This window comes from Verrucomicrobiia bacterium (assembly GCA_035489575.1).
Classification (GTDB): domain Bacteria; phylum Patescibacteriota; class Saccharimonadia; order Saccharimonadales; family JAGQNK01; genus DATHJY01.
This window is the reverse complement of sequence record DATHJY010000002.1, coordinates 41,882-68,143: the sequence shown is the minus strand read 5'-3', so window position 1 is coordinate 68,143 and position 26,262 is coordinate 41,882. Positions and strand designations below refer to the sequence as shown.

Below are 26,262 nucleotides of genomic sequence, written 5' to 3'. Positions count from 1 at the left end.
ACATGATCAGATACAGCCACCGCCGATTGACTGCTGCAGCTGGGTCCATGAGAAGTAGGCGTCGAAGCCTGGTCCTCCCATTGATGCACTGCTAAACAGCCGCGTGGCCGTACCCGTGGGGCTGAATGAATCCACGATGACATGCTGATCCTGTGTGCTACCTTGGTAGGTAGCCACTCGCCGCAGGATGACATTGCCATCATTGTCTACAACTATGGAATGATTGTAGACGCTGGCCCCTGTCTCTGAGTTGAAGTTCCGCTGATAGACAGCCGTACCACTGGAATCGAAGTACGTAAAACCCGTAATATGCGTGGCCACTACCCCATTTGAAGGGGTAGTATATAGCCACTGCAGGGCTACGCCTCCCAGATTCACCTCGGAGATAGTGGTGTCACCAGGGTTCTTGTAGTACAGGTGATATTCATAGGTGCAGCAGCCCGAGACGTATTTGGTGGTAGCAATGAACACGCGCCCCGTATTAGTCACGTACCTAATGTCCGAAATGTTTGTCCCACTACTCAGGCTGGGAGCAAAGGTTGTCGCAGACGAGAGAGGTGCCCCGTCATAGTCGTAGTAGTAGACGGAGTCACCGCTCAGCACTGCAATACCACCGGAATACGGCATGATCTCCAGAATATGAGTGCCCCGGCTAGGGGAAACTCCGGGCACGGGCGTCTGGAAGTTGATGTCGCCATTACTCGCATCAAGCGCAACGATCGCCTCTTTTCCGAGGCAAGACGAGGACAAATACGTCCAGACGAGCTTGGCGTACAATACCCCTGACTCGTCCATTGTCAGCGAATGCACCTGGGCGTACCAATTTGAGCAGCTAGGACTGGGATCCTTGAACTGCCCCGTCCACAAGACCGCATTGTCACGCATAGCAACAATTCGCCAGGCATAAGTGGGATACCCGGTCACCTGCACGGTGTATACCGTCCCGTCCACACCCGCCACATAGTGATTCTGGCAGGGCTGACTCTGATACCCCCCGTTGATCTTGGGGATGGCGTTGAGCACACCGCCCGAGCTCGACATAGTCACAGCACTGCTGGCCGTCGAGGTCGGGTCACTGACAGACCCAGTGCATTGATTGCTGGTCACCGAAACCGAGCCATCACCATGCGCCACCACCCCATTGGGGTTTGGACTCACACTTGGCGCTGTCAGAGTTGTGCTGGGCACATCCGCAGCCACTGGATCGGCGTCTCTGCCAACCACAGCTAGCGCTGTCAGCAATACCAGCAGCGCGGGCATGGAACGAAGCTTTGCAAACACCATGCTTCCTTTCGTGGGAAAGAACAAGACGAATCAGACTTTGACTCATCTGTTGCCCGAAGGGCAGGCTCATTTTAGCAAGCCAGATTATGCTTACCATAAAATTATGAACCTACCAGAGAGTGTATAATTAAACCCAAGCATGAGCGCCTTACGAGACGAATCCCGGGGATTCGCAGTTGTAGAATTATTAATCACGCTAATTATTATCGGGGTGGCCTTTGGCGCTTTTCTTATAACCTTTACTTCTATTCAGAACATCAACAAAAAGGCGCTAGATATTAACAGGGCCAACTCCGTTGCCTTTGCCAAAATCCAGTTCTACGAAAACATGAGCTACACCAGCCTGCCGGCCACCACCCCCACCGGCACCCTGCAAGAAGTAGAAGATTTTAGCAGCAGCCTGTCCGCCACTCTGGAAGCCCCAAGGGTAGGCAAAGTCTATATCAATACGCTGTCATCTACGCTCAAACAAGTAGTAGTAACTATCGAATTTGGGAGCGGCGCAGACAAGCGTATTGTCCAGTACGCCGATTTTATCCAAAAGAACGGACTGGGCCGATGAGAAAGCTCGCCGAAAAAGGCTTCACGTTAGTCGAGGTACTTATCATAAGCCCCATAATGATCATTACTGTCGTGATGACCATGAGTTTCCTGTTCAATCAATACGGCCAACTAACCCAGCAGGGGGCGCAGGTAAACCTGAATGTCGACTCCCAAAACATCACCTTTAGCATGCAAGACGATATCTTTTACGCCAACGCCTTTAAGCAAGGACTGAACAGCGGGCTCGTCGATGGGCATCAACCCGGGGGCGGCTGGACATACAACTCTACCCCGGCCACTCTCATCGTCTCTGCCCCTGCCCTCACCGGCAATCGCCGAGCCGCCAACCGCCAACCCGTTTATATAAACACCGAGGGCTGCGATGCATCGGTGATAGAAGACAACTCTCCGCTGTACAACAACATTATTTATTTTGTCAGCGGCACCAACCTGTACAAAAGAACCGTCAGCGCACCTAGCTCTATGGCCACCTGCGGCACTAGCTTTCAGAGACAAAGCTGCCCCCAGGCCCAATCCAGCAGCTCCTGTCCGGCCGATCGACTACTAACAGACAAACTCCAAAGCATGACCCTCACCTACTACGACACCAGCAACATCGTAGTAACCAACCCTGAAACAGCAGAGAAAATACAGATAACCCTCACCCTAAAAGACCGGGCATTTGCCGAAGACATCACCGCCACGAGCAGCATTACCCTTAGGAAATTAAATCAATGAGCCGTATTAAGCGCTACCGACGGGCACTTCGGTTGTTAGGGCAAAAACCACAGGCCGGTTTCGTTATGCCCTCGGTGATAATGCTAATGAGCATCATGAGCCTGGTAGCCTACGCGGCCCTCATGCAATCCAACAACAGCCTCAATCTAGCCTACAAACAAGCCTACATTCAGATGGCCCGGATCGCCTCGAAGGCGGCGGTGGATTATGCCCAAGAACAGTTCGACAGTGCCAGTTGCGGTGTTTACGCCGGCACCGCCGAGGCAGACATGGTGTCTAACAATCGCTACCGCGTGACATTCCAGTCAGAGGTCGTGTCTACATCTGCCGACGGATATGAAAAGGTCATAAAAGGCACCGGGCGCGTGTACTTGCCCAAGCTATCCAGCACCGCCCAGTACGTTTTTGATATACGCTCCGAGATTATCCGCACCTACGCCGTCTGCAAAACCCCAGACAACTTCTCGCCTGCTGTCTGGCTAGATGCCAGCGATACAACCACGCTCAAGAGTATTGCCAGTGGCACTTCCAACGTCAGTCAACCCATAGGCTTAGGCATACTGGACCTCTTTACCCCCAACGACACCATAGAAGAAAAAGCCAGCGACGGCAGCCAAGGTTCACTGTCCTGGCTGAGCAGCGACGTTGAGATGCACCTATGTGACAACACCGAATTCGTCGGCAATTGCAGTGGGTCAACCGCCAACCGGCTGCTGTACGACGGCTTCGTATTCCAAAACATCAGCGTGCCAAAAAACGCCATTATCACCTCGGCTACCCTGCAACTGACCGGCTCGTCTGGCGACTCCAACGGCACGGTAACACACCAACTGTATGGACTGTTTAATACGGCAGCTGACCCACACCTGAATCTTTTCTCGCCATCCGGAACAAACCAAGTAAGATCTCGGATTACCAACGCAACCTTGCGCACCGGCACCTCACTGACCCAAGTATCAAATAACCTCAACCAGGGCAGTACCCTCAACTTTGACCTCACATCCGTTGTGCAAGAGATGGTCAACAACGCCAACTGGGCGCCCAGCACTCATAGCGGTCGGATTGGCTTTGGCGTGCAGCGAACCGCCGGCAGCGGAATCCGAAGAATTTGTAAAGGCAACTTTAGCTTGTTCAATCTGGGTTGCAACAGTAAAGGGCCGAAGCTAACCATTTCTTACTCTACCGGCAGCGTTCAACAAGCTAACAATGGCGACGGTATCAGCCAATGGCTGGACAAATCGGGCAATGGCAATCACGCTGCCATGGCCTACGGCACCGCGCCCACCAGGCAAGACAATCAGATCAATAGCAAAACCATTGTTCGGTTCAATAATGGCGCACTTCTCAGCGCCCTGACCACTGCCCTGACAAACAAAAGAGAGTTAACCGTCTTTGCAGTCATAAAACCCAACATGACCACCTCTTCTAGCGATGGTCGTATCGTGTCGGGTATGACCAGCACGGGCACCAACGACACAACAGCTGGCAATAGTCTGATTCCGCTGTACCGTTTCTCTTCTGGCAATGGCTTCTCTAGCCAATACACCGGCAGCAGCAATACCTACCGCACCGACTACACTTGTGGGTCAGCCTGTAATGGCAGTCCCTACATGTTTGTCAGCCGTTTTAACATCAACGGCTCGAACACCATAGACAGTATTCTGAAGGGTAACGGCGCGCAGGTAGCCACCAAGACCAATCTGTCACCCAGCGGGTCACCTTACACCTTTGGGCTCGATCAGTTCTACTACGGTGGCCGGCGCAGCGGCACTATGGCGGCCGGCTCTGGCACCAACTACTTCAACGGTGACTTTGCCGAGGTAGTCATATACGACACCGCCCTAGAATGCCGCCAGGTAGAGGCGCTGGAGGAATACTTTAGGGCCAAATGGAATATTGCGGCCACGCAGTGGGCCACAACCTGCCCCGCAGACGTTATTCCGACCCTGTAATAACAGATCATATCTGATATACTTAAGATAAAGCCGCTTACGCTTTGATGGGCAAGCATGAGAAAAATAAAGTATTTGATAATATCTACCACGCACAGCCCCAAGAGGGAGTGTTAGCATGGCCAATACCGCGCCCAAACCATCGCATTTCTACCACGACAAACCAGTGTTTGGCCTAGACATTGGGTTCAGCAGTCTCAAGGTCATGCAGCTGGATCACAAAGGCACAGACCGTGACGTGACAGGCTACGGCGTGGCTCGCTTTAACCCCGCTGCTATTACTGACGGCGTTATTACTGACCCAGAGGTAGTTGCTGCAGCCATATTTGAACTATTCGACAAAAACCTGGTGGGCGAAATCACCACCCGACGAGTAGCGGTGTCTATTCCAGCCAGCCGCACTTTTAACCGCACCATGACACTGCCGCCCATGAAAAAGAGCGAAATAGACGAGGCCGTCCGGCTAGAGGCCGAGCAATACATACCCATGCCTATAGATGAGCTGTATATGGACTACAGCACCATATTGCAGTCAGCAGACAAGGGCACCGAGCTACTGGCCGTGGCCGTACCAAAGCGCATTATAGACTCCTACATTGTGCTGCTAAACCTGCTGGGGCTAGAACCCGTAACTATGGAAACCACCATCAGCGCTGCCTCGCGTCTGTTTGTACAGGCCGAGCAAAGTGATGTGCCAGCCGTCCTCATAGACTTGGGCTCGCTGGCCTCTGACCTGACCGTTTACGACAAAACTCTGATAGTCACTGGCACCGTACCAGGCGGGGGCGACAGCTTTACTAGCATCATCGCCGACACCCTCAGGGTCAGCAAAGAAGAAGCCCACGTGATAAAAACCAAATACGGACTGGGCCTGAGCAAAAAACAACAAGAGATCACCACTGCTCTCACGCCCATACTAGAACAGCTGGGCAAAGAGATCCGCCGCATGATCCGCTACTACGAAGAACGCACCGATACCGATCGCAAGATTGGCCAGGTTGTCACTATGGGCGGCGGCGCCAACATGCCCGGCCTGTCCGAATACCTGACCAATAGCCTGCGCCTGCCAGTGCGCATGTGCGACCCATGGCAGCACCTCAACTTTGACGGCCTGCAGCCACCCACCAGTGCAGAAAAATCCATGTACGTCACCACTGCCGGCTTGGCGCTGATCAATCCCAAGGAGATTTTCAGATAATGATCAATCTCCTCCCTCCACAAACCCGTGATGACATCATGTACGCCCGGCGCAACACTCGCCTGCTACACTGGATCTTTGCCATTTTGGTAGGCATTGCTGGCCTGGCACTGGTGGTGGCCTTTGGCTATTTCTATATTCACCAAAACATTCAAAACGTCACCCGCCAAGTAGAGTTATCCAAGCAAGAACTAAAAGACCAAAAACTGGACGAAACCCAAAAACAGGTAGAAGAAATCAGCAACAATTTCAAGCTAGTGCAACAAGTCTTGTCCAAGCAGATATTGTTCTCTGGCCTTATCAAACAAATTGGCGCGGCCATGCCCGCCGGCACCCAACTAAGCAGTCTGAGCCTCAACAAACCCCAGGGCGGACTAGACCTGCAGATAGCCTCTACCAACTACCAGACCGCCACCCAAGTACAGGTCAATCTGCAAGACCCCGCTAACAAAATCTTTGAAAAAGTAGACATCATCAGCGTCAACTGCAACCCAGCACCACAAAACAAATATGCTTGTGTGGGCACCTATCGGGCACTGTTTGCCAAAGAAAATCCGTTCTATCTCCTAAATTCTGGAGGAGGCATCTAACATGACGAACAAACGCTTCTTTTACGTGCTGCTGGGCATCGTTGTGCTACTGAGCTTGCTGACTGTTGCCGGCGTGGTGGTCGGTAGTTCGCTCCTGACAAAAGAGACCCAGAACCTAACCGATCTCAAGCTAGAAAACAAAGTCCAAGAAGAACAAAAAATAGCCGTCACCCAGGCCAAGCGCGATATAGTTCAATACGCCGAACTAAACAAAATAGCCAAGCAGATCGTGCCCCAAGACAAAGACCAGGCGCAGACCGTTCGCGAGCTGACCAAGCTAGCTGCAGATTCCGGTATCCCCATAGATTCCATCACCTTCCCGTCCTCTACCTTGGGCCAAGCCGTAGCCAAACCAGCCACCCCAGCCGCCGGCGAGACCGCCGCGCCCAAACCCACCGCTCCGCCTATTACCCAGGTCAAACCAGTAGAAGGCATGACCGGCGTCTACCAGCTAGAGATAAGCCTGCAGGCCAACAGCCCAGGCGTCACCTTTAGCAAGCTCATCACCTTTTTGCAAAAGCTAGAGACCAACCGGCGGACCGCCCAAGTCAGCAGTATCAACATCACCCCGGACAGCCTGAACCCCACTAGCGTAAAGTTCACATTAGTTGTTAATGTATTTATAAAGCCATGAATATAGACCTCAAAACCATCACCACCAAACTGGCCCCGCTTGCACAAAAACTACGCAAGTACACGGTGTTCATCTTTGTCATGTTCTTCCTGGGCCTGTACGCCTTTATGTTACTGCGTATTAACACCCTCACCCGCCAAGAACCATCGGACGAGGCTATCACCGAAAAACTGCAAACCGTCAAAAGACCAAAGCTAGACAAAAAACTAGCCGAAAAAATAGAGAACTTGCAGGCCCAAAACGTGGAAGTAAAATCCCTGTTCGAGCAAGCCCGCCAGAACCCCTTCGCCGAATAAAAGGCTAGCGCGAGGCTTTGTGCCGCCCCAGTAATTCGTCGAGCTTCCTAAGCTCTTCCTTCTGGGAAGGTTCTAGGCGCTGACTAGCCAAAGCCGTCTGCACCAGCTGCCGCAAGGTACTGAGATCGGCTTTATTGTCGTATTGAGCAATAGTGCGCGCCACGCGCCAGCCTGAATTCCGGCCGTCAGAATCTGAGACCCAAAATTGCTGACGCATAAACCCATAGATCATTTCTGTGTCTTGTTTCAATAGTTGAAGCGCATAGTCATTAACCCTACGGTGGCGTCTTTTAGCGCCCACGGCAGTACTATTGATCTCGTTTGTCAACGAGACGCTGAGACTCCATTCTTTGAGGACAAAAACCGCATATGGCAAGCCACGGTCGCGAAAAATATTGCGGTCTTCTGTTATGAAGTAAGTATCGACATATCTGAGTACAGGTCCGAAAAGCTCTTTTGGCCCGTGCTTATCCATGTACCCAACGAAAAAATCATTGCCTTGCTCGGGATGTACAAACATGAGCAAGAGCACGGCCAAGTAAGGATCGGCAAGGTACCGATCTATATTCTTAAATAATGTACCGGCAGCAGCCACCCTATCCGGCGACACATCGCCCGCAACTGTCGGAAAACTTTGCCGGATACTGTCATTCGCACCAGAAAGAATAGCAGCCATTAACGCATTGGCCCCCTCCGCCGTGGCAGCTGATTCGTACTGCACCAAAGCCCTCAGCCAGCACCGCCACACCATGATTGGCACGTTTTGTTCACGCTGGATACGTAGGAGCTGGCGCGACAACAGCCGTGCAATATCACCAGTTTCCTCTTGAGACAGGGCGTAGGTATTGAAATCTTTAAAAGCACGTTTGATTGTTTTCTCGCTGTGTGGCTTGGTTGCAATACTAGTGACAGACTCAACGTGTTCCATCCGCAGCATAAACGCCTGATGCGAAATCCCATACGAGAAATATAGGTCCAGCAAATCCCGATGGCCTACGCGCTTATTTATGCGCAGGTCATCCTCGCTCACCCCTCTGCCGCCCACCCAGCCAGGAAATATATCATTCAGGAGCGAACTAAGCAGAGTTATATCGTCAGCCGGGTAGCCGAGCATCTCGAACAGCTGGTCAAAGTGCTCTTTGCGGTATTTGGGCAAGTCAACATCAAATGAAAACGATGCGCGTTTGTCTTCCTGGCGCGACTGAGTGTACAAGTCTCTGTTGACTTCGATGTCACGAAAAAGCCCCCAATATTTCGTCTTCAAAAATGCCAGGGCAATGAGATCTTGAGGACCAATAGCCGCAGCCTCTCCACGGCCATCACGCATATTACCTTGAAAGTTTTCAAGCTCACCAAAAAGCCCTATGGTAGCCCGGGGCGTTCCGATTGCTGCAAGCATTTCGTCTGAAAGGTCTTTTTCTGTAAAGTCATCAAAACCCTGGCTGCTCATTCTCGAACTGACTAGTCTAGAAAAAAGTTGCCTCAGCTCTGCCGGCCGAGGGCTGGGCACAACTATCTCCAGGCCCACAAACTTTTCCAGATACTCAGTTGTGCCCAGGAGCTGATTGCTAAAATGTTTTGGTCGCGCCGCCAGCACCGCATCTTTGTCGAACAAAAATACCACCTGCACGCCGTCAATGCCTTGCGCAAAATGCGCAAGCTGCAAGGTCCTAAAAATCCGCTCGGCGTTGAACGATCTTTCTACGTCATCAATCACTATCACCAGGCGCTTGCCCTCGCGCTTTAGCAATTTTTCAATCTGTACTTCTGGCGCATCTTTGACTGGCGGGCTAAAAACTGTGCGAGCCATATCCAGCGCCGTACCCAAGACACCGCTGCCATCATGCTTCTTCACAAACTTCTCGGATGTTTCGGCTAGTGGTCTCACGATGTGCTGGATACCCGGTATATCCTTTGCTAATCTCCTGGCTATGTCGTCGTAAAAACCCCGGATGAGTGCCTCTTCTGATGCATACCGCCAGGGCTCAAAGTCGACCCAAATAATTGACTCGTCAAAGCCGAGCATCTCTCTGGCACGTTTCAGCAAAAACGACTTTCCAATTCCCCACCGACCCGATACGGCAAACACAGAAGGCTCGGCATCCATAATAAGACGGGTAATGTTATTGACTATTTGTGACTGCGAATCATACAGCGCTGTCGGCCTATACGACTCTCGCCATGGAGTCGTCCGCCGAGAGCGTATTTTTGCCAGCACCCCCAAAGCAACTACGCACAGAACCAGCCCGCCCATGACCTTGTTTAGGTAAGCAACGTCCTCTTTAATCCAGACTAACCTGTCGCTTTCAACCAGTGCCAACCCAGCCAAGAACCAGACCACAGGCTTAGACAGCCCACTGCCAAACAGCGCCCGCAGCGTAGGCGACAAGCTGTTCCAGGCTATGACCAGTACCGCCGACATTCCGCCCAGAACTATCTGCCACCGCTTATCCTCCATAAGCCACACCTGCATGTCCTGGGCAAATACGCCAAGACGGGGTTCGGCAAAGTAACTAAGCACCGTGAGAAGCGCAACCACCACTATGACTATCAGCGAAATTCCAATCAGCCAACCACACAGTCCGCGGATGGCCCTGATTATTCGCCAGAGCCCCCGCAAGATCTGCTCCATAGCGAAAAGGGCAGCGAACAAAGTTGTTCCTGATACTTTAAGAAAACGCCAGAAATAAGGGGCCATAAGCTTGTATTACCTCACAAAGTATTGCCGTCACTTGACGGATACATATGTTTGCATTCTAACATATTGTAAAAAATGAAGATCATCAACCAGCCAGAAAGTCGAAATGCCGGCCGGCCTAGTGAGTCTTTCTACCGTGCTTAGATCCAGTGCGTGGGCTAGCGGCAGCCTCAGATTTTTCCAGGGCAGCCTGGTGGGCTACCGTCACTTTTCTGATAAGTTGCTCTAACGCAGTTTTCTGTTCGGCCAGTTGGTGGGATGTGAATGATTTATAGCCATAAGTCATCCAGCCTGAGGTTTCGGACCCCAAAGCCACGCAACCGTAGATAGTCCTGCATGTACTGGGCAGCCGTGTTGTAGTAGTCAATAAAAACATAGTCCTGTGGTACAGCCTGGCGTCTGGCTAGCAGAGTCTGTTCTGGCCCGCCCATGTTTGGGGCAGTATCTTGGGTAGCACCCAGTGGAGACCGCGCGCCTATAGGTGATTGGCGCAGCAGGCGCGTCGTTATCTTGTAGGATATGATTGCCAGCACAAGGCTGAGCACCGAGCCAATCACATCCAGCCAGGCCACACTGGCGTCTGCACCGCCCAGTGCCCGCCGCAGTAACCACATCAGACCCTGAGATCCCCAGGCAAGGAACAGCAACACCGGCCACATACATGCCAAAATATTACACAGGCTCGCCAAACGCATAACCAGACCGCTCAAGGGAAAACGCGTGATGTTCAGCCCATCAATAATGGTGACAGTAAAGGCACCCAAGAATGCCCCCATCAGCAGCAGCCCAACCAATGGCAAAAAGACAAAGATCCATGGCAGATCGACACTAAAAATCCCCAGATGCCAGCCCGCTAGCTCTTCTTTGAATGCCCCCAACCCAATCACGGCAGCCAAAAAAGCCACCTGGTAGTTGGATCGCTCCCACTGCTTGTCGTTCATTCGCCGCATGGTAGCAGACTTTGCAATTTTTTGCTGCCGACTACCGGAGCCGTGGCAGCGTTCGCTTTTCGTCCTTTGGGCTTGTCTTTTGATAGGGCCCCGGGACTCATCAGCATGACTTTTGCGCAGGTGCGCACATTCATGGAAGCGATATGACAAGAAGATAGGTGTTTTGGAGAATGAGTACACGGAGGGGCGTGACACCTTGTAGCAGCGTGCCACGCCCACTCGCGATGTCGATCAGGTGAGGGTCAGTCCTCTTCGGTCGCCTCCTGGCGAGCCTCTTCGTAGAACGCCTCCAGCAACCGGGTGATCAGCTGCGCGTCCGGGATGAAGTCCTCGGGGATGGCGAGGCCTTCGCTTTGCTTGATCCAGCCCACCAGGAGTACCAGCGACGGGGCAGCCAGGTAGACGCTCTCCACGCCCTCGATGTCGCAGACGTCATCCACGATGGCGTCCAGGAGCTCCAGGCTGTACAGGAAGGAGTTGGTGGCGGACAGCAACGCCAGGCTGAGGTGCGCCTGCACACCCTCGTCGTCGAGGATGGTGATGAAGCGCCGGAGGACCGTCTTGTCGTCGTCGTCGAGGTCGGGGTTGGGGTTGGGCTTGGTGGGCGCATTGAGTTCGATCATGTGTGCCTCTCTCCTCTGTATCTCGTGGGCGCTCGGATGAGCAGCTTTCCATCCACAAGGTGAGGTACATAGCAGCAACCTGGTTACTGTCTATATATCTCACCTCGTAGAACCTATCAACTTGTCAAAGTACCTCGATACCAAAAAGGTGTTCGAAGCAGCATACATTTTACAATAAAATGCTAAAAAGTCAATCTAGTTGCCGTAAGCTTTTAGGTTGCGCTCGTGCGCTCCCACGATGTCTTTGGCGGCTTTGTATGGATCTGGCACAAAGGTAAAGCTGTAGTTTTGCTGTTCGCCAGCAGTTTCTATCACCAGCGTACCGTAGTTGAACATGTGCGGAATAATGCCCTGCTGCTGAATTGTGACATCCTGTACGTCGCCAATGCTCAGCTGGGACACTTTGCGGTTAAACAAGCTCTGGTGCAAAAGCTGCGATATTTTATCTGACGTAACCAGCACCACATTACTCCGGTACAGATAAGCCTCTATGGCTGTAACAATAAGGGACAGTACTGTCAGGATGAATCCCAGCACAACAATTATGGGTGCTATGCTGCTGAAGTCACCGCCAGTACCCGTCTCTGTGTTGCCCGTTAGGGCCGCACCAGCCACCGTCAAGATTAGCAAAATGCCGGTGATAACCGTGCCACCAATATAAATGAACAGCAGGCCGACGGGATGCTTGCGGATCTCGCTGATAAGTTGCTCGTCTTTATCAAATTCTATGAGTTTGAATGCCGTACGGGCGCTAGGGGAAAGTTTCTGGGGGTCCATATGCCAGTATTATATCACCCTATAGCATCGAGGGCTGGTCCGATGTTCCGCCGTGTGTGCGCCCCAAGTGGCTGTAGGCTTTGGGTGTTACTTTGCGGCCGCGTGGTGTGCGTTCTAGCAAGCCAATCTGCATCAGGTATGGTTCATAAAAGTCTTCTATGGTGCCGCGCTCTTCAGCCGTCAGAGCCGCCAGCGTTTCGACGCCCACTGGCCCCCCATTGTAGCTATTTATAATGGCCAGCAGTAGCATGCGGTCTGCCGGGTCCAGCCCTAGTTCGTCAACCTCCAGGAGTCCCAGGGCTTTTTCGCTTATGACCGTGTCTATAATGCCGTCGCCGTTGACGTCTGCATAGTCGCGTACACGTTTGAGCAGGCGGTTGGCAATGCGTGGAGTCAGTCGCGCACGGGTAGCCAAGTTTTGGGCAGCAGCAGCATGAATCTGCACGCCCAAAATCTGTGCCGCTCTTTCTATAATTTGCTGAATTTCTGTAGGAGTATAAAACTCGAGCCGGTGCATCATGCCAAAGCGATCACGCAGCGGTGCCGCCAACGCACCCGTGCGAGTAGTGGCGCCAATAATAGTGAACTTGGGCAAGTCCAGGCGCAGGCTGCGCGCGCTCGGGCCTTTGCCCAACATGATGTCTAGCTTGAAATCTTCCATGGCGCTATACAGCACTTCTTCTACCGTGCGGTGCAGTCGATGAATCTCGTCTATAAATAAGATATCGCCGTCTTGCAGGTTAGTCAGCAGACTCGCCAGATCACCCGCCCGCTCTACAGCCGGACCGGATGTGACGCGAATGGTCGCACCCATCTCGTTGGCAATAACCGTTGCCATGGTGGTCTTGCCTAGCCCCGGCGGACCATACAGCAGCACATGGTCCAAGGGTTCGCCACGCTTCTGGGCAGCGGCTATGGCCAGCTGCAGATTTTTCTTTAGCCGGTCTTGGCCAATATAGTTGGCAAAATCCCGTGGGCGCAGCGTTACCTCCAGCTCTACTTCTTGCTGGTCGTCATCGGGTACCCCGGTATTTATAATGCGTTCAATAGCCATCAGTCTTTTGCCTCAAATACTTCAACTTCGCCTTCCGGCAGGTGCCAGATTTTTTCGTTGGTACCGATAAAGTCCCGGAATAATGCTTCTTCATAATCCCAATCTCCAGCCGTGCGTGGCCTGCCCTCATGATCTGGTGAGCCGTAATGAACCATGACATTGACGTCTAGGATCGCTCTGCCCTTGCCGGGCTTTTGCTTGGAGCTGCCCCAATAGTTCTTAGCAATAAAATTGGCACCCGCCGAACTACCAACAACTATTTTCCCCGCGACCAGCGGGGCAAAGTCACCAAATGTATCGAGCGCATCAAACAACGGACGATTGGGTCCGCCGTGCAAATACAGTATGTCAAAATCTTTGATTTGCCGGAGAAAGCTATCCATCCGAGCATAGTCATACTTTTCGATAGAGCCCACACGCTTCTCAAACCACGGCTGCCATTTTTCTGCCAGCATAGACGCGTATTCTTCTGGCTCGGCAAAAAAGCAGCTCAGCACTCTAAATTTTTCATGATGTTTTTTCAGCTCCACAGTCAGCTTGGAGCCATAGTCAGGATGCGCCCGATCTCGTCCACCGGTCAAAATATACGTGGTCATATCGCCGCCTTGAGCGCTTGTTTGATACGTCCTTCGATACCCAGGCTAGCGTCTACTTTGGCTAGTGCGACCTGCGCGTCTTGGACGGTGTACCCCAGAGCCACCAACGCCTGAGTGGCTTCGTCTTGGATGGTGTTGCTGGCAAACAATGCGCTGGGGTCTGCGGTGCTGGTCAGTCCCACTTTGTCTTTGAGGTCTACCACCACCCGCTCGGCCACCCGCTTACCAACGCCGTTGGCGGCCTGGATAAACTTGGTGTCGCCAGCGGCAATGGCTTGGCGCACGTCCTCTGCCGAGCCAATACTTAGCACGTTGAGCGCCATTTTGGGACCCACGCCATTTACCTCTAGCAGCAATTCAAATAATCGCTTGGTGTCTAATTGGGTAAACCCAAATAAGTCATGGGAGTTCTCGCGGATGTGTTCGTGCACGTAGAACTTAGTCTTGTCGCCACTGGCCAGCTTGCCATAATCTTCGACAGGCACCAGCAGACCATAGCCAATGCCCTGCACATCTAGCACAACTAATTCGCCCAGTTTTTCGCTTACTATTCCAGTAAGTGTTGCAATCATAAGCCTTATTATCTCACAGACGAGTCTAAGCAGGAGTGCCTAAGGCGCATACTACAACAGCCTACGTGTGTTTCTTGTTCACGCCCGTCTCACTTATAGCACCACAACCTGCTATGATTATGCTATAAAGAAGAGCCTAAGCTAAGGGCACCATGAAACATAGAAGTCTCCTAAAAGTTGTTTTACTCAGCTATGTCACGCTGGGCGTTTACCAGCTGGTGTGGCTGTGGCAGGTCAGGAAGGGTCTGACAGAAAGACTCAACGACAAAAAAGCCATTCCGTCACTTGTTATTGCGCTTAGCATACTGGGAGTGCTCACCGTGATAACTTTGGTTATCTTCTTCTCGGCGCTGTCCAGCATGTCTACCTATTATGACTCTGGCCAATCTTCTGATGCCTCCCTGATCTGGCTCATACTGCTCATCTTCATTGTTGTACCAATAGGAGCCCTCTACTGGTCGTACCGTTTTGCCCGAGCGCTGCATATGGTTGTTGGTGGCATACCCCCCTTGCTCAACCTCATACTGCTTTCATTTCTGAGCGGCAACGGATTTGGGCCAATCTGGATGCTCATTGCCCAGAACGATATCAACAAGTTCTTAGACAAAGAAAATGCTGCCCCGACACCTACCACCGCTCCAACGTTCCTACCACCCCCGCCTCCACCGCCAATTCCACCCTACCAGCCTGGCCCAACCATTCCGCCAGCACCACCTGCCTAGCGTACTTGGTGCGAACAACACAACGCGGCAGCTATGGCGTCGGCGCAGTCATCTGGCTTGGGCACTTCTTGCAGCTTCAGGATCACACGGACCATTTCTTGCACTTGTTTTTTGTCAGCTTTGCCGTAGCCGGTGATAGCCTGTTTGATTTGCTGGGGAGTGTATTCGTGCAGTTCTAGGTCGTGTTGCTTGCCCAGTAGCAGCACAATTCCACGGGCTTGACTGACACTCATGGCCGTGGTGACATTCTGTGAAAAGAATAGTTTTTCTACCGACATTATTTGCGGCTTAGTCTCGGCAATAATTTGCTTGAGCTCGTCATAAATAGTAAACAGCCGGTCACTGTCGGCCTGCTTTACGGGTGTGCGAATAACGCCTGCGTCCACCAAGCTCGGCGTACCCTTGGCGTCCACGTCTATCACGCCAAAGCCGAGTATGCCGGTACCGGGGTCTATCCCAAGGATTCTCATATAGTTAAGCTTAACAGCTTGCTATTCTTCTGTGCTACCTTCGGACGCCAACAACTTTTCGTAGGACAGATCCCACAGGTCGGGCATGTCGCTGACATCTGCTTCTAGGTCTGCCATCGCCTCCAGTTCTTGCGTGACTTGTGTGGCTTCCGCAGTGAAAGTGTTAAAACGCTCGCGGGCCTGCTTGCCGTGGTAGAGAAACCGCCCTATCCTGTCGGCCACCACATCGCGCATATTAGACCGAAACACCGGGTCAGACTGATCGCCGTTCTCTCGCAGCTCAGTTATAGCAGCCTGCAGTTGCAGGTCGCTACGAACCTGTCTGCCTATTTCTACGTCTGCAAAATAGACAATAGCCCGTGCGGCATCGGCACGCACTTCTGCGTACACTATTTGCAGTATTGCTGGTGCACTCTCGGGGTAACTGCCTGCGTCTGGACCTTTGTAACCTGCCATATATATAAACAAATAATAAAATAACTGACCTGACTCGTCAATCTACTACTCCCTAATTTTTTGCGGGGCGTGCGTAAAACCTGGCCAAATAATTCTTTAGGTCTTGCCGATATTCATACAGACCATATCCCGCCACGCCAGCCACGACCAAGCCCAGGACCGCGTAGTGAACTTTGCCCGGCTGTTTACCTGCTGCCGCAGCCGCTTGGGTGGACGGCTTGGGCTCAGCCGCAACTTTGCGGCAGCGATTCGTCTCGGGATTTCTTTCTTCGCCCTCGCCACATGGTTGGGGTGCGGTGGTAGCAGCAGCTACCGCCCGGCAGCGGTTAGTAGCAGGGTTTCGCTCTTGGCCTTCTTTGCAGGTAGCAAGGGCGCTCGTTGCAGTCGCAACACTCCGGCAGCGATTGGTCTCTGGATTGCGCTCCTGCCCTGCGGCACAATCCGACGACTGGCTTGGAGCGTCTGCCGTTTTGCACCGATTGGTTTCAGGGTTGCGATATTTGCCCGTGGGGCATGCCTCCGTGGCAGGCGTTTCAGGATTCGTTTCAGGGTCTGTCGTCACTGCCAGTACATTGGCTGCTTCGGGCGTGGCAGTACCCATACCCCACATGCCATCTACAACTGACCACGTTTGGTTGTCTGCCAAAAGTGGTGGATACTGCACGGCGATTTCTTGGGTGCCAGACAGAACTACCTCGCCGCCTGCTGCGTTGGGCAGAGCCAAGCCAGTGGCCGCACTATAAAAAGCCTTGTACTCGCCCGGCAGCAGAACTTGGTCGGTAAAAGTAAATGACTTGCTACTGCCGGTTATGCTCAACGCGCAACCTTGCAGCCCAACTTTGTCAGCCGTGGGATTGTATAGCTCTATAAATTCCTGGCCAGTATCAATACCCGTCGGATTCGGTAAAATCTCTGACACGACAACAGATCCACAGTCAGGGTTTGCAGCTGGAGGGGGCGGGGCTTGACCACAAGACGGCGGCACTTCACCCGCCCTGCTGACGACCATACTGACCACACCCTCGCAGTTGGCTGTCCGCATCAGCTTGTCGTTGTTGACAGGAATAGCCAGGGGGCTTCCATTTGCACAGGGCGCCGCGGCACCCCATGCTACCAAATCGTGCACCATGCCAGCCTGCACCAGCCGCAAAGAACCGGCGGTACTGTCTGTTAGCTGCCGAACAATGGGCTGGCTGGAGCCGCCGGCGGGCAAACTACCAGTCAGTTTTGCGACACTAGCCGATGCCTGCACGGCGTGTGTCTTCCAGCTGAGATCGGTACAAAACTGTTTATCAAAAGTTGGCTTGGCATATTCTAGCAGCCAGCCATCCAGCACGACGTCACGGTCACTCATATTCTGTAACACCACGTACTCTTTGGGGTCGGCAGTGCCGCCCAACTGAATCTCGCCGATAACAACAGTCGGCGCTGCAGACTGTGCACCTGTACTGATAGGCAAGCCCAGAATGACAGCACACAAAGCAAAGACAAGTGTTCCCCAAAGCCGTCTCATAGTAAATGGACAGTACTATAGTCTATGAAGCATCGTCAAAGTGATTATGCTTATGAAATAATATTTAGTTAATGTTTATTTCTGTACTAAGTCGTAACTACTCAAAAGCTTAACAAGTTCAGCATGTATATGACCATTGCTGGCAATGAAGCCGCGAGTCGATTGGTCATAGCGCTGGTCATTGCCCTGGAGGTCGGTCACTTTGCCACCAGCTTCTTCTACAATCAGCTTCGGGGCAGCCGCATCGTGACAGTTGTCTACATTCAATAGAGCGGCAGCGTAGTGACCAGCAGCCACCAAGCCCGCCAGCAGAATAACCGACCACGTACTGGTCACGTAGGCACCTTTGCTGCGCAGAACGTTAAACAAATCTGCATCTGCATCTATAACCGGCCGAGTACTGGGAAAAGCATCTGCCTCTATGAGCGCATGTTCGAGTGTGGTCTGGTCGGAAACGTGAATAGGCCTGTCATTCAAAAAAGCTCCCTCGCCTTTGACTGCAGAAAACAGCCGGTCCATGTACGGATCGTAAATGACTGCCACAACCGGTTGACCAGCGTCGTCAGTCAGGGCCAGCGCAAAGGTAGATACCTGCACGCCGTGCGAAAACGACATAGTGCCGTCTATGGGGTCGCACACCCATTTCAGTTTTTTGTCTTCACGTATATTGCCTTCTTCGCCAATGACCCCATGGTCCGGAAATGCCTGGGTTACACGCTGGATTACCAGGGCATTTATGGCTTCATCTGTTTCGGTCAGTGGCGTACTGTCGGCCTTCCAGGTATGAGTGACACCAGCTACAAAAGCATCACGAATCATCTTACCGGCTTCGCGGGCCAGGTCTTTTGCAAAACCCAGCTCCTCTCCGTAATTCATGCTGCCAGCAGTTCTTCGGGAATATCGAAGTTTACAAAAGTGGCCGTTACATCGTCTTGGTCGTCTAGCGCGTCCATGAGCCGCATGATCTTTCCGGCAGTGGCTGCGTCTGATACCTGCACGGTATTGTTGGGCACATAACTCAGCTGTGCCTCGATAATATCAACACCGGCTTCCTTCAATGTGTCACGTACTTTTGCCAAGTCTTTGGACCCAGTATATATGACAGATTCTGGTCCTTCTTCTGCCATGTCTTCGGCACCAGCATCTAGCGCTTGCAGCAGCAAGTCGTCACCACTGCCGTTAATGCGGATCATTCCTTTGCGATCAAACTGAAAAGCCACCGCACCTTTTTCGGCAATGTTGCCGCCATGCTTAGAAAAAGCCAGCCGAACTTCTGGATAGGTACGGTTTAGGTTGTCACTGGCGCACTCTACCAAAATAGCCACGCCGCCGGGACCATAGCCTTCGTATAAAACTTCTTGGATCTGGACACCGTCTAATTTGCCAGAGCCACGGTCTATGGACCGCTGAATGTTGGCCGTAGGCATATTGGCCCCTTTGGCTCTGTCTATGGCCAGGCGCAGGCTAAAATTCATGTCCGGGTCAGCACCGCCTTTGGCGGCTACCGCAATGGCATTACCCAGCTTGGTAAAAAGTACGCCGCGCTTGGCGTCGTTGGCACCCTTTTGGCGTTTGATTGTTTCCCATTTACTATGACCAGACATTCTTATTCCCTTCTGCTGCCCGGGGCCCCCGACACAAACCAAGCAGTCGGCTTTGCCGAATCTGCTGTTTGTGGTGGGGTATTTTACTATGGCCAGACATTTTTACTCCTCTCTGCAGCAAACCTAAGATGGATCTTCGCTTTTAGGCAGTATACCACGCTTCACCCCTGTCGTCTTCCACAGAAGTAGACTCATAACAAGCAGGCAGCTGTAGATCAGGACAAGTCCAGCCACAGACAAGCTGCGTTGCACCACCGCGTGGGGTATTCGGGCAAATAGCCCCACCATGTCCAGCATATATGTTAGTAGTATGCGGGCGGGCACTGCCAGCCATGCCGCAAGCGTTGGCACAAACATTCCACCAAGTCCGGCAAGCAGCGAGCAGGCCATAGCCACTGGCACCAGCGGCACAACCAGCAGGTTGCTCACTACCGCAACCAACGACATTTCCTGAAAAATAAACAGAATGAGAGGCAGGGTCATAACTTGTGCTGCAATACATTCATACAGCAACAATACAAATGCATTGGGCTGCCTGACGCCGTGCAAACGCCGAACCGCTAATGGCGCCAGAATCATCACCCCGAAAAATGCCAGGAAAGATAAATACCAGCCTATGTCGCTCCATATATATAACGGGCTCCAGGCTGCTGTGAGGGCAGCCGCCAATGCTAGTAGCAATAGTGGACTAAATTCGCGTCCGTAGTACCACGCCCAGAGCGACAACACGCTCACCAATGCCGCCCGCACAATTGACGCACTCAGGCCCGTCACCAACAAAAACGCCACAATCAATACCAAAGAAAACACAGTCAATTGATACTTGGATCGCTTGCGCCCGGCCCGCCGTACAAACCGCACCAATATGGTCAGGTTGTAACCGGACACGGCAATGATATGCGTTAGCCCCACTGCCGACAATGCCATAGCCAGTGCCTCTGGCAAGGTACTGCGCTGTCCCACTAGCAACCCCAACCCAAACGATGCCTGCGGCTCTGGCAAGGCAGTTTGCATACCAGCCACAAACCTCAGCCGAGCCTTATCTATATAAGAAGCGTTACGCGAAATCACCCTTAAAGTGGCAAAGCTCACAAAGCCCTGCCAAGACCCGCGGCCCGGATACATTCTGCCGCTTATTCTGACAACATCGCCCCGATACACCGCGCGCTCACCAAAACCAGAAACTTTGAGCCGTCCTGGCACTGCCGTTGCATAAGGTTCTAGCAGCCTGACGCTACCTGCGTCAAACGCCAGTTGTTTTTTGTCATCGTACACTGCATCAGTTTCTGCCCGGACTTCTAGCGTCACGGTCTTGAATGCAACTGCTCGGTATGGCGACAGCTGGTGCGCAAAGGTTGTGCCACGCAAAAAACCAATGCTCATGCTGCTGGCCAAAATAATACTTAACACGGCAAGTCTCCTGAATTTCAGGCATAGCAGAAAACTTAGCACGCTAATAACTAACCAGACAAAACCACCTGGCAGGCGTGCCAGAGCCAGCCCAACCAAAAAGGCCACCAGCCCAGCCGTAACAACCGTTGTTCTGCGCAAACCGCCGTGCATAGTCCCCCAAAGTTTCACTTGTCAGTATACATTGCGTGTTCTAGCCGCTGGTGCCGTTGCACTTCTTACTTCAGGTGAGACTGCGCTGAAGCACAGTCTCACTCCTTAGAAACAACTACCTACTCTTGGGCGGCGTACGATACTTTCATCTTGTCCAGGTGGGCGGCGTATTCCTCGCGAACCCCACCAAGTGTATCTGGGTAGCCGTCCAGGCGGGCACGTCGACTCTGACGCGCCTCGGCAGCTTCAGCTTCAACCGCAGGATCGCCGGGGCCAACTTCGACAGTGTAAATGCCGGCGCCAGCCACCATGCCAGCTCCAATTGCAGGCGACAAAACAGTATATGACTCACCGTCTCTAATCATTCCCTTCTCTCGTGCCTGGTGAAGCGCCAGAGGTATAGAGGCGGAGGAAGTGTTGCCATGGTCGGCCACACTGGTTATGAGGTGGCCCTTTGGTACTTCTAGCACATTGGCAAGCATTTGGTTAAGAATGCCATTGCCTGGATGCGGTGCAAAGTAAAGCTCATCCCAGTCAATCTTCTGCGTCCTCGGGTTGTACCGGTCGGCCATGTCAGCTACCTGATACGTCAGCTTGCCCATTTTTTCCGCGGCATGCTGACCTACCCTAAGACCCTCCATGGTTATCGTTAAGTCATCAAGACTCTTAGGCGGAAAACGCAGGCCCGCTTTTACCTGGATGGCTTCGGGGTCTGGATCTGCCCAGAAGGCAAACTGCGGCTCAATGGCGTCAGGCCGGCGTTCTAGAATGACGGCACCAGACCCGGCACCAAACAGACCAGCAGTTTTATGGTCTTTAGGATTTATACCAGCTGATGGCATTTCGGCGCCCAGGACAAGTGCCCGATGATACACATCTGGCTCGCGCGATAGGGCATTGACGGCACCAAACATACCGTACACAAAACCCGCGCAGGCGGCATTGTGGTCGACTGTCGGACCCGCCCTGTCAACTCCCAGACCTTGGTTAACAAATACGGCCGTGGAGGGGCTAAACTGATCGGGCGTACTAGTGGAAAGAAAAATGGCATCGATTGGCAACCCGTGTTCTGTCGGCTTTACACCTGCCATGTCTAACGCCATGCGAGCAGCAGCAATACCCATGTCCGAGGCAAACTGCCCTTCGCTGGTAAAGTGTCTTGCGTGAATGCCAGCACGGTCTTCTATCCTCCAGTTTTCCGGAAGTTCCACGCCATATTCTGCCACAAACTCATCATTGGTAAGTCTTCGGTCCCCTAAAGCGCCGCCGATTCCCACGACAGCAGGGTGCCCTTCTGCTACTTCAGCCATATATCTCCTTATTTTTAAATAATTAAATGGCCACATAAATGACCATTCAAATTGAGCAGTATATAGAGATCTTTAGTGTCAGGGAGAGAGATTTTTCGTAGCATTCTGGAGGTCGCGTGAACACCCTGATTGATTGTATTTTAACAGGGGCGGTACTCATAACAAAGGACACCAATCGGGTCTGGCTCGGAGGATTTTGATAGCAGGAAAGCGACCGTATTTTATCCCGAGACGGCGATCATAAATCTACATGGCTTAAGGGTAGAATAGGATAAAGTATTGTACATGAATGAATACTTTGCGATTAGAGAATATCGAGCTAAAAATGCAAAGAAAGTATTGTTCTTCTTTCCGGCTGGCTTTACAAAAATGTGGCACTATCGGTGGACGGTTTTTGTTTTAAATCGCATGGGAATAACCGTAGTGGGGTTCAACTTTGCCTGGAAGAAGGCAATTCGTAAATGCAACTTTGACAATATGGTGGACCTGATAAAGCAGGTAGACCAAGCGGTGAGCGATACCATGTCCCAGTATCCACAAGGTACTCAGTACTCGGATTGAGTTATGGGTCAGTTCTGTCGCTGTACACCGCCAAGCGACACAAGAACATTGCATCCATCATTTTGTTTGTTCCGTATGGCACACTGTCTCACCTGCTCTGGACACACAAACCGTCCAGGCCGTTTACTCAGACGCTCGTGAGCAATGGCCTGAAGTCCGAGCGTAACCTAGAGAAACTAACCAAACCAATCGAGACCCAGTATCAATTAGAAAAACTAAAAGACCGGAAAGTTGTGAGCTTTCTTGGCAGGAATGACAAGATTGTCTTTGATGGCCAAAAGCTAGTAACCGCGATTAAAAAACAGGGTATAGACGCAACCTTTTATGAGTCGCGTTTTGGGCATTTTGGGACGGCGGCTGTGAATTTGGTGTGGAAACAGAGGTGGGATAGGGTGCTCTAGGCAGGTCAGAGAGGTGTTTTTTTAAGTTTTGTTCTGCTTGCGTGTGCCACGTAGTCCTTACTACCGTACTACTTATGAAACGAAATCTAACCGTCCAGTTAGATGAAACGACTATACGAGACGCAAAAATTGTCGCTGCCAAGCGATCTATGTCGCTAAGCCGCTTAGTCAGTGAAGAGATCAGAAAAGCCTAAAATATCCGCCTTATCCAGGCTAAAGCGTGGCTATAACTTAGGTGGTGGCAGATGCCCAGCCGCGACGAGCTTCATGAACGGTAGTAAGTAGAGTGGGTCTCATGGCTCAACGGAGGAGTGCGGGTCGCTAATAACTGGTATACTTTCGCTATAACCTTGAGAGGAATCTAATGACCGAGCAAACAGGAGAACTTCAGCAGCAGCCTGACGGAGAACGTTGGCTGGAGCTTATCGGTTATGGACACCTGAAAGGCCAGCCGACCGGGTTTGAGCTGGATGGTCAGCCCATATTGGCCGAGGAGTTCGACAAACTCTGTGGCGATCATGCCCGCCCGATATTTGCCGGACTTGAGACGTTAGACCGAGAAGACCCACGATACGAAAGATTTAGAGGTGTTGCACGAAAAGCATTTCAATCATACTTTGGCCCAGTAGAGGCCGAGGAATAAGCAGGAGATACTGAATCAATGGGTGAAGAGGTTGCCGAGGCTGAGCCAGTATTTACTCACCAGCATGGCAATGGTGAAATATATCGAGCCGAGAGCGTCGAAGCCGCAAGAGAGCTCTGCCGTGCATTAGCCGACATGACACTCGAGGAAGCCGGCATACTGTTAGAGCTCCAGGCGATTGGCAATGAAAAGTTAGCCGAGGACGCAAAGGATCCAGTAGCTGAGAAGCCTGTGAAAATCGAGAAAGCGGAAAAGGAAACGCTGAAAGCGGAACCCACAAAAGAAACCCACCAGAAGCAAGAAAAGGAAATCGCAAAACCAGACAAAAACGTCGAACACCCGCACATCACACAACTCCCCCAAACCGAAACACCAGAGCCAAAAGAGCCTGCCAAAAAAGAAACCGCTCCAACTCTGCCAATTATCCAAGTCGAGAAACCCGAGGCAAGGCTGCCCGACGAGACAGTCCACCAAGCCAAAGAAACTAGCGACGCCCGGCACCTCCAATACCAAGAAGCAACTCCGACCCAGCCCGAACCCAGCACCCAGCAAGCACCCGTGGAGCTTAGCGAGCACCCTCGCCCCACACAAGCCATCGCCCCAGAAGCAGTCCATATAGAATCCGTTCTGTCTGATCCGGTCGAGCAAACACCTGTTACCCTACCAGAACCAGAAGTAAGTTTGTATCAAGACAAAGCAGGCGTTGAACCAGAGCAGCCCGTGCCAGTTGAAGTCGCGGAACCAGAATTGGAAGTGGCTGACAGTATTTTAGATTTTGATACGCCTGATGACCTGCCGGTACTTCAAGAATCGGACGAGGCCCTAGTGTCTGAATTCACAGAAGCCACGGCTGCTGAGATCCCCGTGCCCAGCCCAACAGCCGTGGAGGACCAGGAGGCACTAGTTGAATCCGTGACACTAGAAACCGAGGCAGATGTACCTATTGCCGACGAACTCCTTATCGACAATGAGCAGCAACATCCGGCACTCGACATGGCAGCGGTTGGATTAGAAGCGATTGAACCCGCCCCATTCGTAGCACCAGAAGTCGCCGAACAACAAGAGACAACAACTGTCTTGCCGGTTCATGAGACCGAGCCACAGCCAACCGCAGTCGAAACAGCTCAGCAAGAGATACTAGAAAACCTAGCCCAAGCCCTCACCGCGCTCGAGCCAGAAGCCGCTATTGTCACACACGATTTACTAGACAACGCCGTAGAACATATACAGCGAATCAAGCAGCCTGGCGAGAGCCCTGAAAGTATCCATGCCAGTGAAAGCAAAGCCGTAGAGCTACTTGCCGAGATTTTTGAGCGCGTCGGACTAACATATAGCCATGAAGTGATAGAGCAGTTCGTCCACCGCGCAACAGTGGCCAAAACAAGCGAATTGAATACTGCTGCGTGGGATGAGAAGTTACCAAACTACGCCCTCAGTAGTTACGGCACCCACGAGGGACTTATGTATCTCTTGCGAACCAGCAAGCCACTGGCAAAGATCAAAGACACGGTGCATACCGCTCTGGGGAGGCTGGTTTTGATTAGTCCTTCTTTACGTAAAGCTGGCAAAGGTGGGGCCGCCCTTGAATTGACACTGGCCCCTAGCTAGTTGCGTGTAGCACGTAACTTTGCTATCATGAAGCTTATGAAAAGAAATCTCACCATTCAACTGGATGAAAGTACCGTAAGGGACGCAAAAATTATCGCAGCTAAGCAGTCTATGTCGCTGAGTCGTTTAGTCAGCGAAGAGATTAAAAAGGCAGCCGCTAAAGAGTCAGGCTATGAAAAGGCTCAAAGATCCGCCCTATCCAGACTAAAGCATGGCTATGACTTGGGCGGCGGTAAAATGCCCGACCGCGAAGAGCTTCACCAACGATGACATTTCTGGATACTAACGTACTCGTTTACGCTTTCGATAAAGAAGAAAGCGACAAGCACAAAAAAGCCCAGGATATCTTGACAGAATGTTGGAATAATCGTTCGGGCACGCAGGTGCTGCAGGAATTCTATGTGACAGTCACCCGGAAACTAGCCAAAACGCTTCCCAGACAGGAAGCCAGAGAAATTATAAAAGAGTTATCAGCTTGGCAAATTTATCAGCCAACCCCTGCTGACATAATCGCCGCGTCAGAGCTGGAGGAGAAGCACAGTTTGTCCTTTTGGGATGCCCTGATTGTCGTAGCAGCGCAAAACTCTGGTGTCACGACATTGATCAGTGAGGACATGCAAGACGGCCGCCAGATAGGTGCGCTGAAAATTACAAACCCTTTTTGATGAGTTCTTTCAATTTGGCGACAGGGCCGCTACTGGGAATGTTGCATAGCAACCATAGGGCTGTTTTTACCCTCGGGCACCCTTTTGGCGTGTCGTGGATTCGAGTCCCTCGCTGAATTTTCCTAAGCAAAAAGACCTGCCTTTTTGGACAGGTCTTTTTGCTTGGAGGGCCGTATGTATCGCTGTTGCAACCAAAATATCTAGCAATAAGGGTTCTTCTTTAACACATTCTGTTGCTAAC

General features: G+C 52.0%; 30 protein-coding genes. 15 read left to right on the top strand and 15 right to left on the bottom strand.

Annotation, left to right across the window (positions count from 1 at the left end):
- Positions 1–6: 6 nt before the first annotated feature.
- Positions 7–1,284: a hypothetical protein gene (locus VK694_00620; protein ID HTE57225.1), complete on the bottom strand. Its 1,278-nt coding sequence runs from the start codon at positions 1,282–1,284 to the stop codon at positions 7–9.
- Between the two features lie 139 nt (positions 1,285–1,423).
- On the opposite strand from VK694_00620, the gene VK694_00615 reads away from it, so the two are divergent.
- The 7 genes from VK694_00615 (at position 1,424) to VK694_00585 (ending at position 7,235) form a co-directional block, all read left to right on the top strand.
- The gene (locus tag VK694_00615) at positions 1,424–1,846 is read left to right on the top strand and encodes a type II secretion system protein (protein ID HTE57224.1); all 423 of its coding nucleotides are present in this window, start codon (positions 1,424–1,426) and stop codon (positions 1,844–1,846) included.
- A complete protein-coding gene (locus tag VK694_00610; protein ID HTE57223.1) occupies positions 1,843–2,565 on the top strand; it encodes a prepilin-type N-terminal cleavage/methylation domain-containing protein in 723 nt (240 codons plus the stop codon). The genes VK694_00615 and VK694_00610 overlap by 4 nt, the downstream gene beginning before the upstream one ends.
- Positions 2,562–4,517: a hypothetical protein gene (locus tag VK694_00605; GenBank protein ID HTE57222.1), complete on the top strand. Its 1,956-nt coding sequence runs from the start codon at positions 2,562–2,564 to the stop codon at positions 4,515–4,517. Before VK694_00610 ends, VK694_00605 begins: the two co-directional genes overlap by 4 nt.
- A gap of 118 nt (positions 4,518–4,635) precedes the next feature.
- Positions 4,636–5,715, top strand: coding sequence for a type IV pilus assembly protein PilM (pilM, locus tag VK694_00600; GenBank protein HTE57221.1), 1,080 nt, complete (start codon positions 4,636–4,638; stop codon positions 5,713–5,715).
- Positions 5,715–6,305: a hypothetical protein gene (locus VK694_00595; GenBank protein ID HTE57220.1), complete on the top strand. Its 591-nt coding sequence runs from the start codon at positions 5,715–5,717 to the stop codon at positions 6,303–6,305. The genes pilM and VK694_00595 overlap by 1 nt, the downstream gene beginning before the upstream one ends.
- Before the next feature lies 1 nt (position 6,306).
- On the top strand, positions 6,307–6,939 hold the full coding sequence (locus tag VK694_00590) for a hypothetical protein (GenBank protein HTE57219.1): 633 nt from the start codon (positions 6,307–6,309) through the stop codon (positions 6,937–6,939).
- Positions 6,936–7,235 carry a hypothetical protein gene (locus VK694_00585; GenBank protein HTE57218.1) on the top strand — a complete coding sequence of 100 codons (300 nt, stop codon included), beginning with the start codon at positions 6,936–6,938 and terminating at the stop codon, positions 7,233–7,235. Before VK694_00590 ends, VK694_00585 begins: the two co-directional genes overlap by 4 nt.
- A gap of 4 nt (positions 7,236–7,239) precedes the next feature.
- Here the strand turns inward: VK694_00585 and VK694_00580 are convergent, their stop codons facing one another.
- From VK694_00580 to ruvA, 7 genes are all read right to left on the bottom strand, one after another.
- On the bottom strand, positions 7,240–9,888 hold the full coding sequence (locus VK694_00580; protein HTE57217.1) for a P-loop NTPase fold protein: 2,649 nt from the start codon (positions 9,886–9,888) through the stop codon (positions 7,240–7,242).
- Positions 9,889–10,202: 314 nt separating this feature from the next.
- Positions 10,203–10,874, bottom strand: coding sequence for a hypothetical protein (locus VK694_00575; GenBank protein HTE57216.1), 672 nt, complete (start codon positions 10,872–10,874; stop codon positions 10,203–10,205).
- A gap of 251 nt (positions 10,875–11,125) precedes the next feature.
- A complete protein-coding gene (locus tag VK694_00570; GenBank protein ID HTE57215.1) occupies positions 11,126–11,506 on the bottom strand; it encodes a hypothetical protein in 381 nt (126 codons plus the stop codon).
- A 195-nt stretch (positions 11,507–11,701) separates the two neighbouring features.
- Complete coding sequence (locus VK694_00565) at positions 11,702–12,283, bottom strand: PH domain-containing protein (protein ID HTE57214.1); 582 nt, start codon at positions 12,281–12,283, stop codon at positions 11,702–11,704.
- Positions 12,284–12,302: 19 nt separating this feature from the next.
- Entirely contained in the window at positions 12,303–13,337 is a 1,035-nt protein-coding gene (gene ruvB, locus VK694_00560; GenBank protein HTE57213.1) for a Holliday junction branch migration DNA helicase RuvB, read from the bottom strand.
- Complete coding sequence (locus tag VK694_00555; protein ID HTE57212.1) at positions 13,337–13,933, bottom strand: hypothetical protein; 597 nt, start codon at positions 13,931–13,933, stop codon at positions 13,337–13,339. The genes ruvB and VK694_00555 overlap by 1 nt, the downstream gene beginning before the upstream one ends.
- Positions 13,930–14,505: a Holliday junction branch migration protein RuvA gene (ruvA, locus tag VK694_00550; protein HTE57211.1), complete on the bottom strand. Its 576-nt coding sequence runs from the start codon at positions 14,503–14,505 to the stop codon at positions 13,930–13,932. The genes VK694_00555 and ruvA overlap by 4 nt, the downstream gene beginning before the upstream one ends.
- 152 nt (positions 14,506–14,657) lie before the next feature.
- On the opposite strand from ruvA, the gene VK694_00545 reads away from it, so the two are divergent.
- Positions 14,658–15,227: a DUF4234 domain-containing protein gene (locus VK694_00545; protein HTE57210.1), complete on the top strand. Its 570-nt coding sequence runs from the start codon at positions 14,658–14,660 to the stop codon at positions 15,225–15,227.
- Here the strand turns inward: VK694_00545 and ruvC are convergent.
- From ruvC to VK694_00510, 7 genes are all read right to left on the bottom strand, one after another.
- Entirely contained in the window at positions 15,224–15,697 is a 474-nt protein-coding gene (ruvC, locus tag VK694_00540) for a crossover junction endodeoxyribonuclease RuvC (GenBank protein HTE57209.1), read from the bottom strand. The two genes, VK694_00545 and ruvC, sit on opposite strands and share 4 nt — an antisense overlap.
- Positions 15,698–15,718: 21 nt before the next feature.
- Positions 15,719–16,153, bottom strand: coding sequence for a hypothetical protein (locus VK694_00535; GenBank protein ID HTE57208.1), 435 nt, complete (start codon positions 16,151–16,153; stop codon positions 15,719–15,721).
- Between the two features lie 52 nt (positions 16,154–16,205).
- Positions 16,206–17,666, bottom strand: coding sequence for a lamin tail domain-containing protein (locus VK694_00530; protein HTE57207.1), 1,461 nt, complete (start codon positions 17,664–17,666; stop codon positions 16,206–16,208).
- 75 nt (positions 17,667–17,741) lie between these two features.
- On the bottom strand, positions 17,742–18,542 hold the full coding sequence (locus VK694_00525) for an inositol monophosphatase (GenBank protein ID HTE57206.1): 801 nt from the start codon (positions 18,540–18,542) through the stop codon (positions 17,742–17,744).
- Complete coding sequence (locus VK694_00520) at positions 18,539–19,270, bottom strand: YebC/PmpR family DNA-binding transcriptional regulator (protein ID HTE57205.1); 732 nt, start codon at positions 19,268–19,270, stop codon at positions 18,539–18,541. The genes VK694_00525 and VK694_00520 overlap by 4 nt, the downstream gene beginning before the upstream one ends.
- 123 nt (positions 19,271–19,393) lie before the next feature.
- A complete protein-coding gene (locus VK694_00515; GenBank protein ID HTE57204.1) occupies positions 19,394–20,851 on the bottom strand; it encodes a ComEC/Rec2 family competence protein in 1,458 nt (485 codons plus the stop codon).
- A 101-nt stretch (positions 20,852–20,952) separates the two neighbouring features.
- Positions 20,953–22,143 (bottom strand): ketoacyl-ACP synthase III, encoded by a 1,191-nt coding sequence (locus VK694_00510; GenBank protein HTE57203.1) that lies wholly within the window; start codon positions 22,141–22,143, stop codon positions 20,953–20,955.
- Positions 22,144–22,428: 285 nt separating this feature from the next.
- Here VK694_00510 and VK694_00505 point away from each other — a divergent pair, with 285 nt between their 5' ends.
- From VK694_00505 to VK694_00475, 7 genes are all read left to right on the top strand, one after another.
- A complete protein-coding gene (locus tag VK694_00505) occupies positions 22,429–22,704 on the top strand; it encodes a hypothetical protein (protein ID HTE57202.1) in 276 nt (91 codons plus the stop codon).
- Positions 22,701–23,105 carry a hypothetical protein gene (locus VK694_00500; GenBank protein HTE57201.1) on the top strand — a complete coding sequence of 135 codons (405 nt, stop codon included), beginning with the start codon at positions 22,701–22,703 and terminating at the stop codon, positions 23,103–23,105. The genes VK694_00505 and VK694_00500 overlap by 4 nt, the downstream gene beginning before the upstream one ends.
- A 74-nt stretch (positions 23,106–23,179) precedes the next feature.
- Positions 23,180–23,299, top strand: coding sequence for a DUF6364 family protein (locus VK694_00495; protein HTE57200.1), 120 nt, complete (start codon positions 23,180–23,182; stop codon positions 23,297–23,299).
- 170 nt (positions 23,300–23,469) lie between these two features.
- Positions 23,470–23,748: a hypothetical protein gene (locus tag VK694_00490; protein ID HTE57199.1), complete on the top strand. Its 279-nt coding sequence runs from the start codon at positions 23,470–23,472 to the stop codon at positions 23,746–23,748.
- A gap of 18 nt (positions 23,749–23,766) precedes the next feature.
- Positions 23,767–25,356, top strand: a complete 1,590-nt coding sequence (locus VK694_00485; GenBank protein HTE57198.1) for a hypothetical protein — start codon at positions 23,767–23,769, stop codon at positions 25,354–25,356.
- Between the two features lie 36 nt (positions 25,357–25,392).
- A complete protein-coding gene (locus tag VK694_00480; GenBank protein ID HTE57197.1) occupies positions 25,393–25,626 on the top strand; it encodes a DUF6364 family protein in 234 nt (77 codons plus the stop codon).
- The gene (locus VK694_00475; GenBank protein ID HTE57196.1) at positions 25,623–26,021 is read left to right on the top strand and encodes a PIN domain-containing protein; all 399 of its coding nucleotides are present in this window, start codon (positions 25,623–25,625) and stop codon (positions 26,019–26,021) included. Before VK694_00480 ends, VK694_00475 begins: the two co-directional genes overlap by 4 nt.
- Positions 26,022–26,262: the final 241 nt, after the last annotated feature.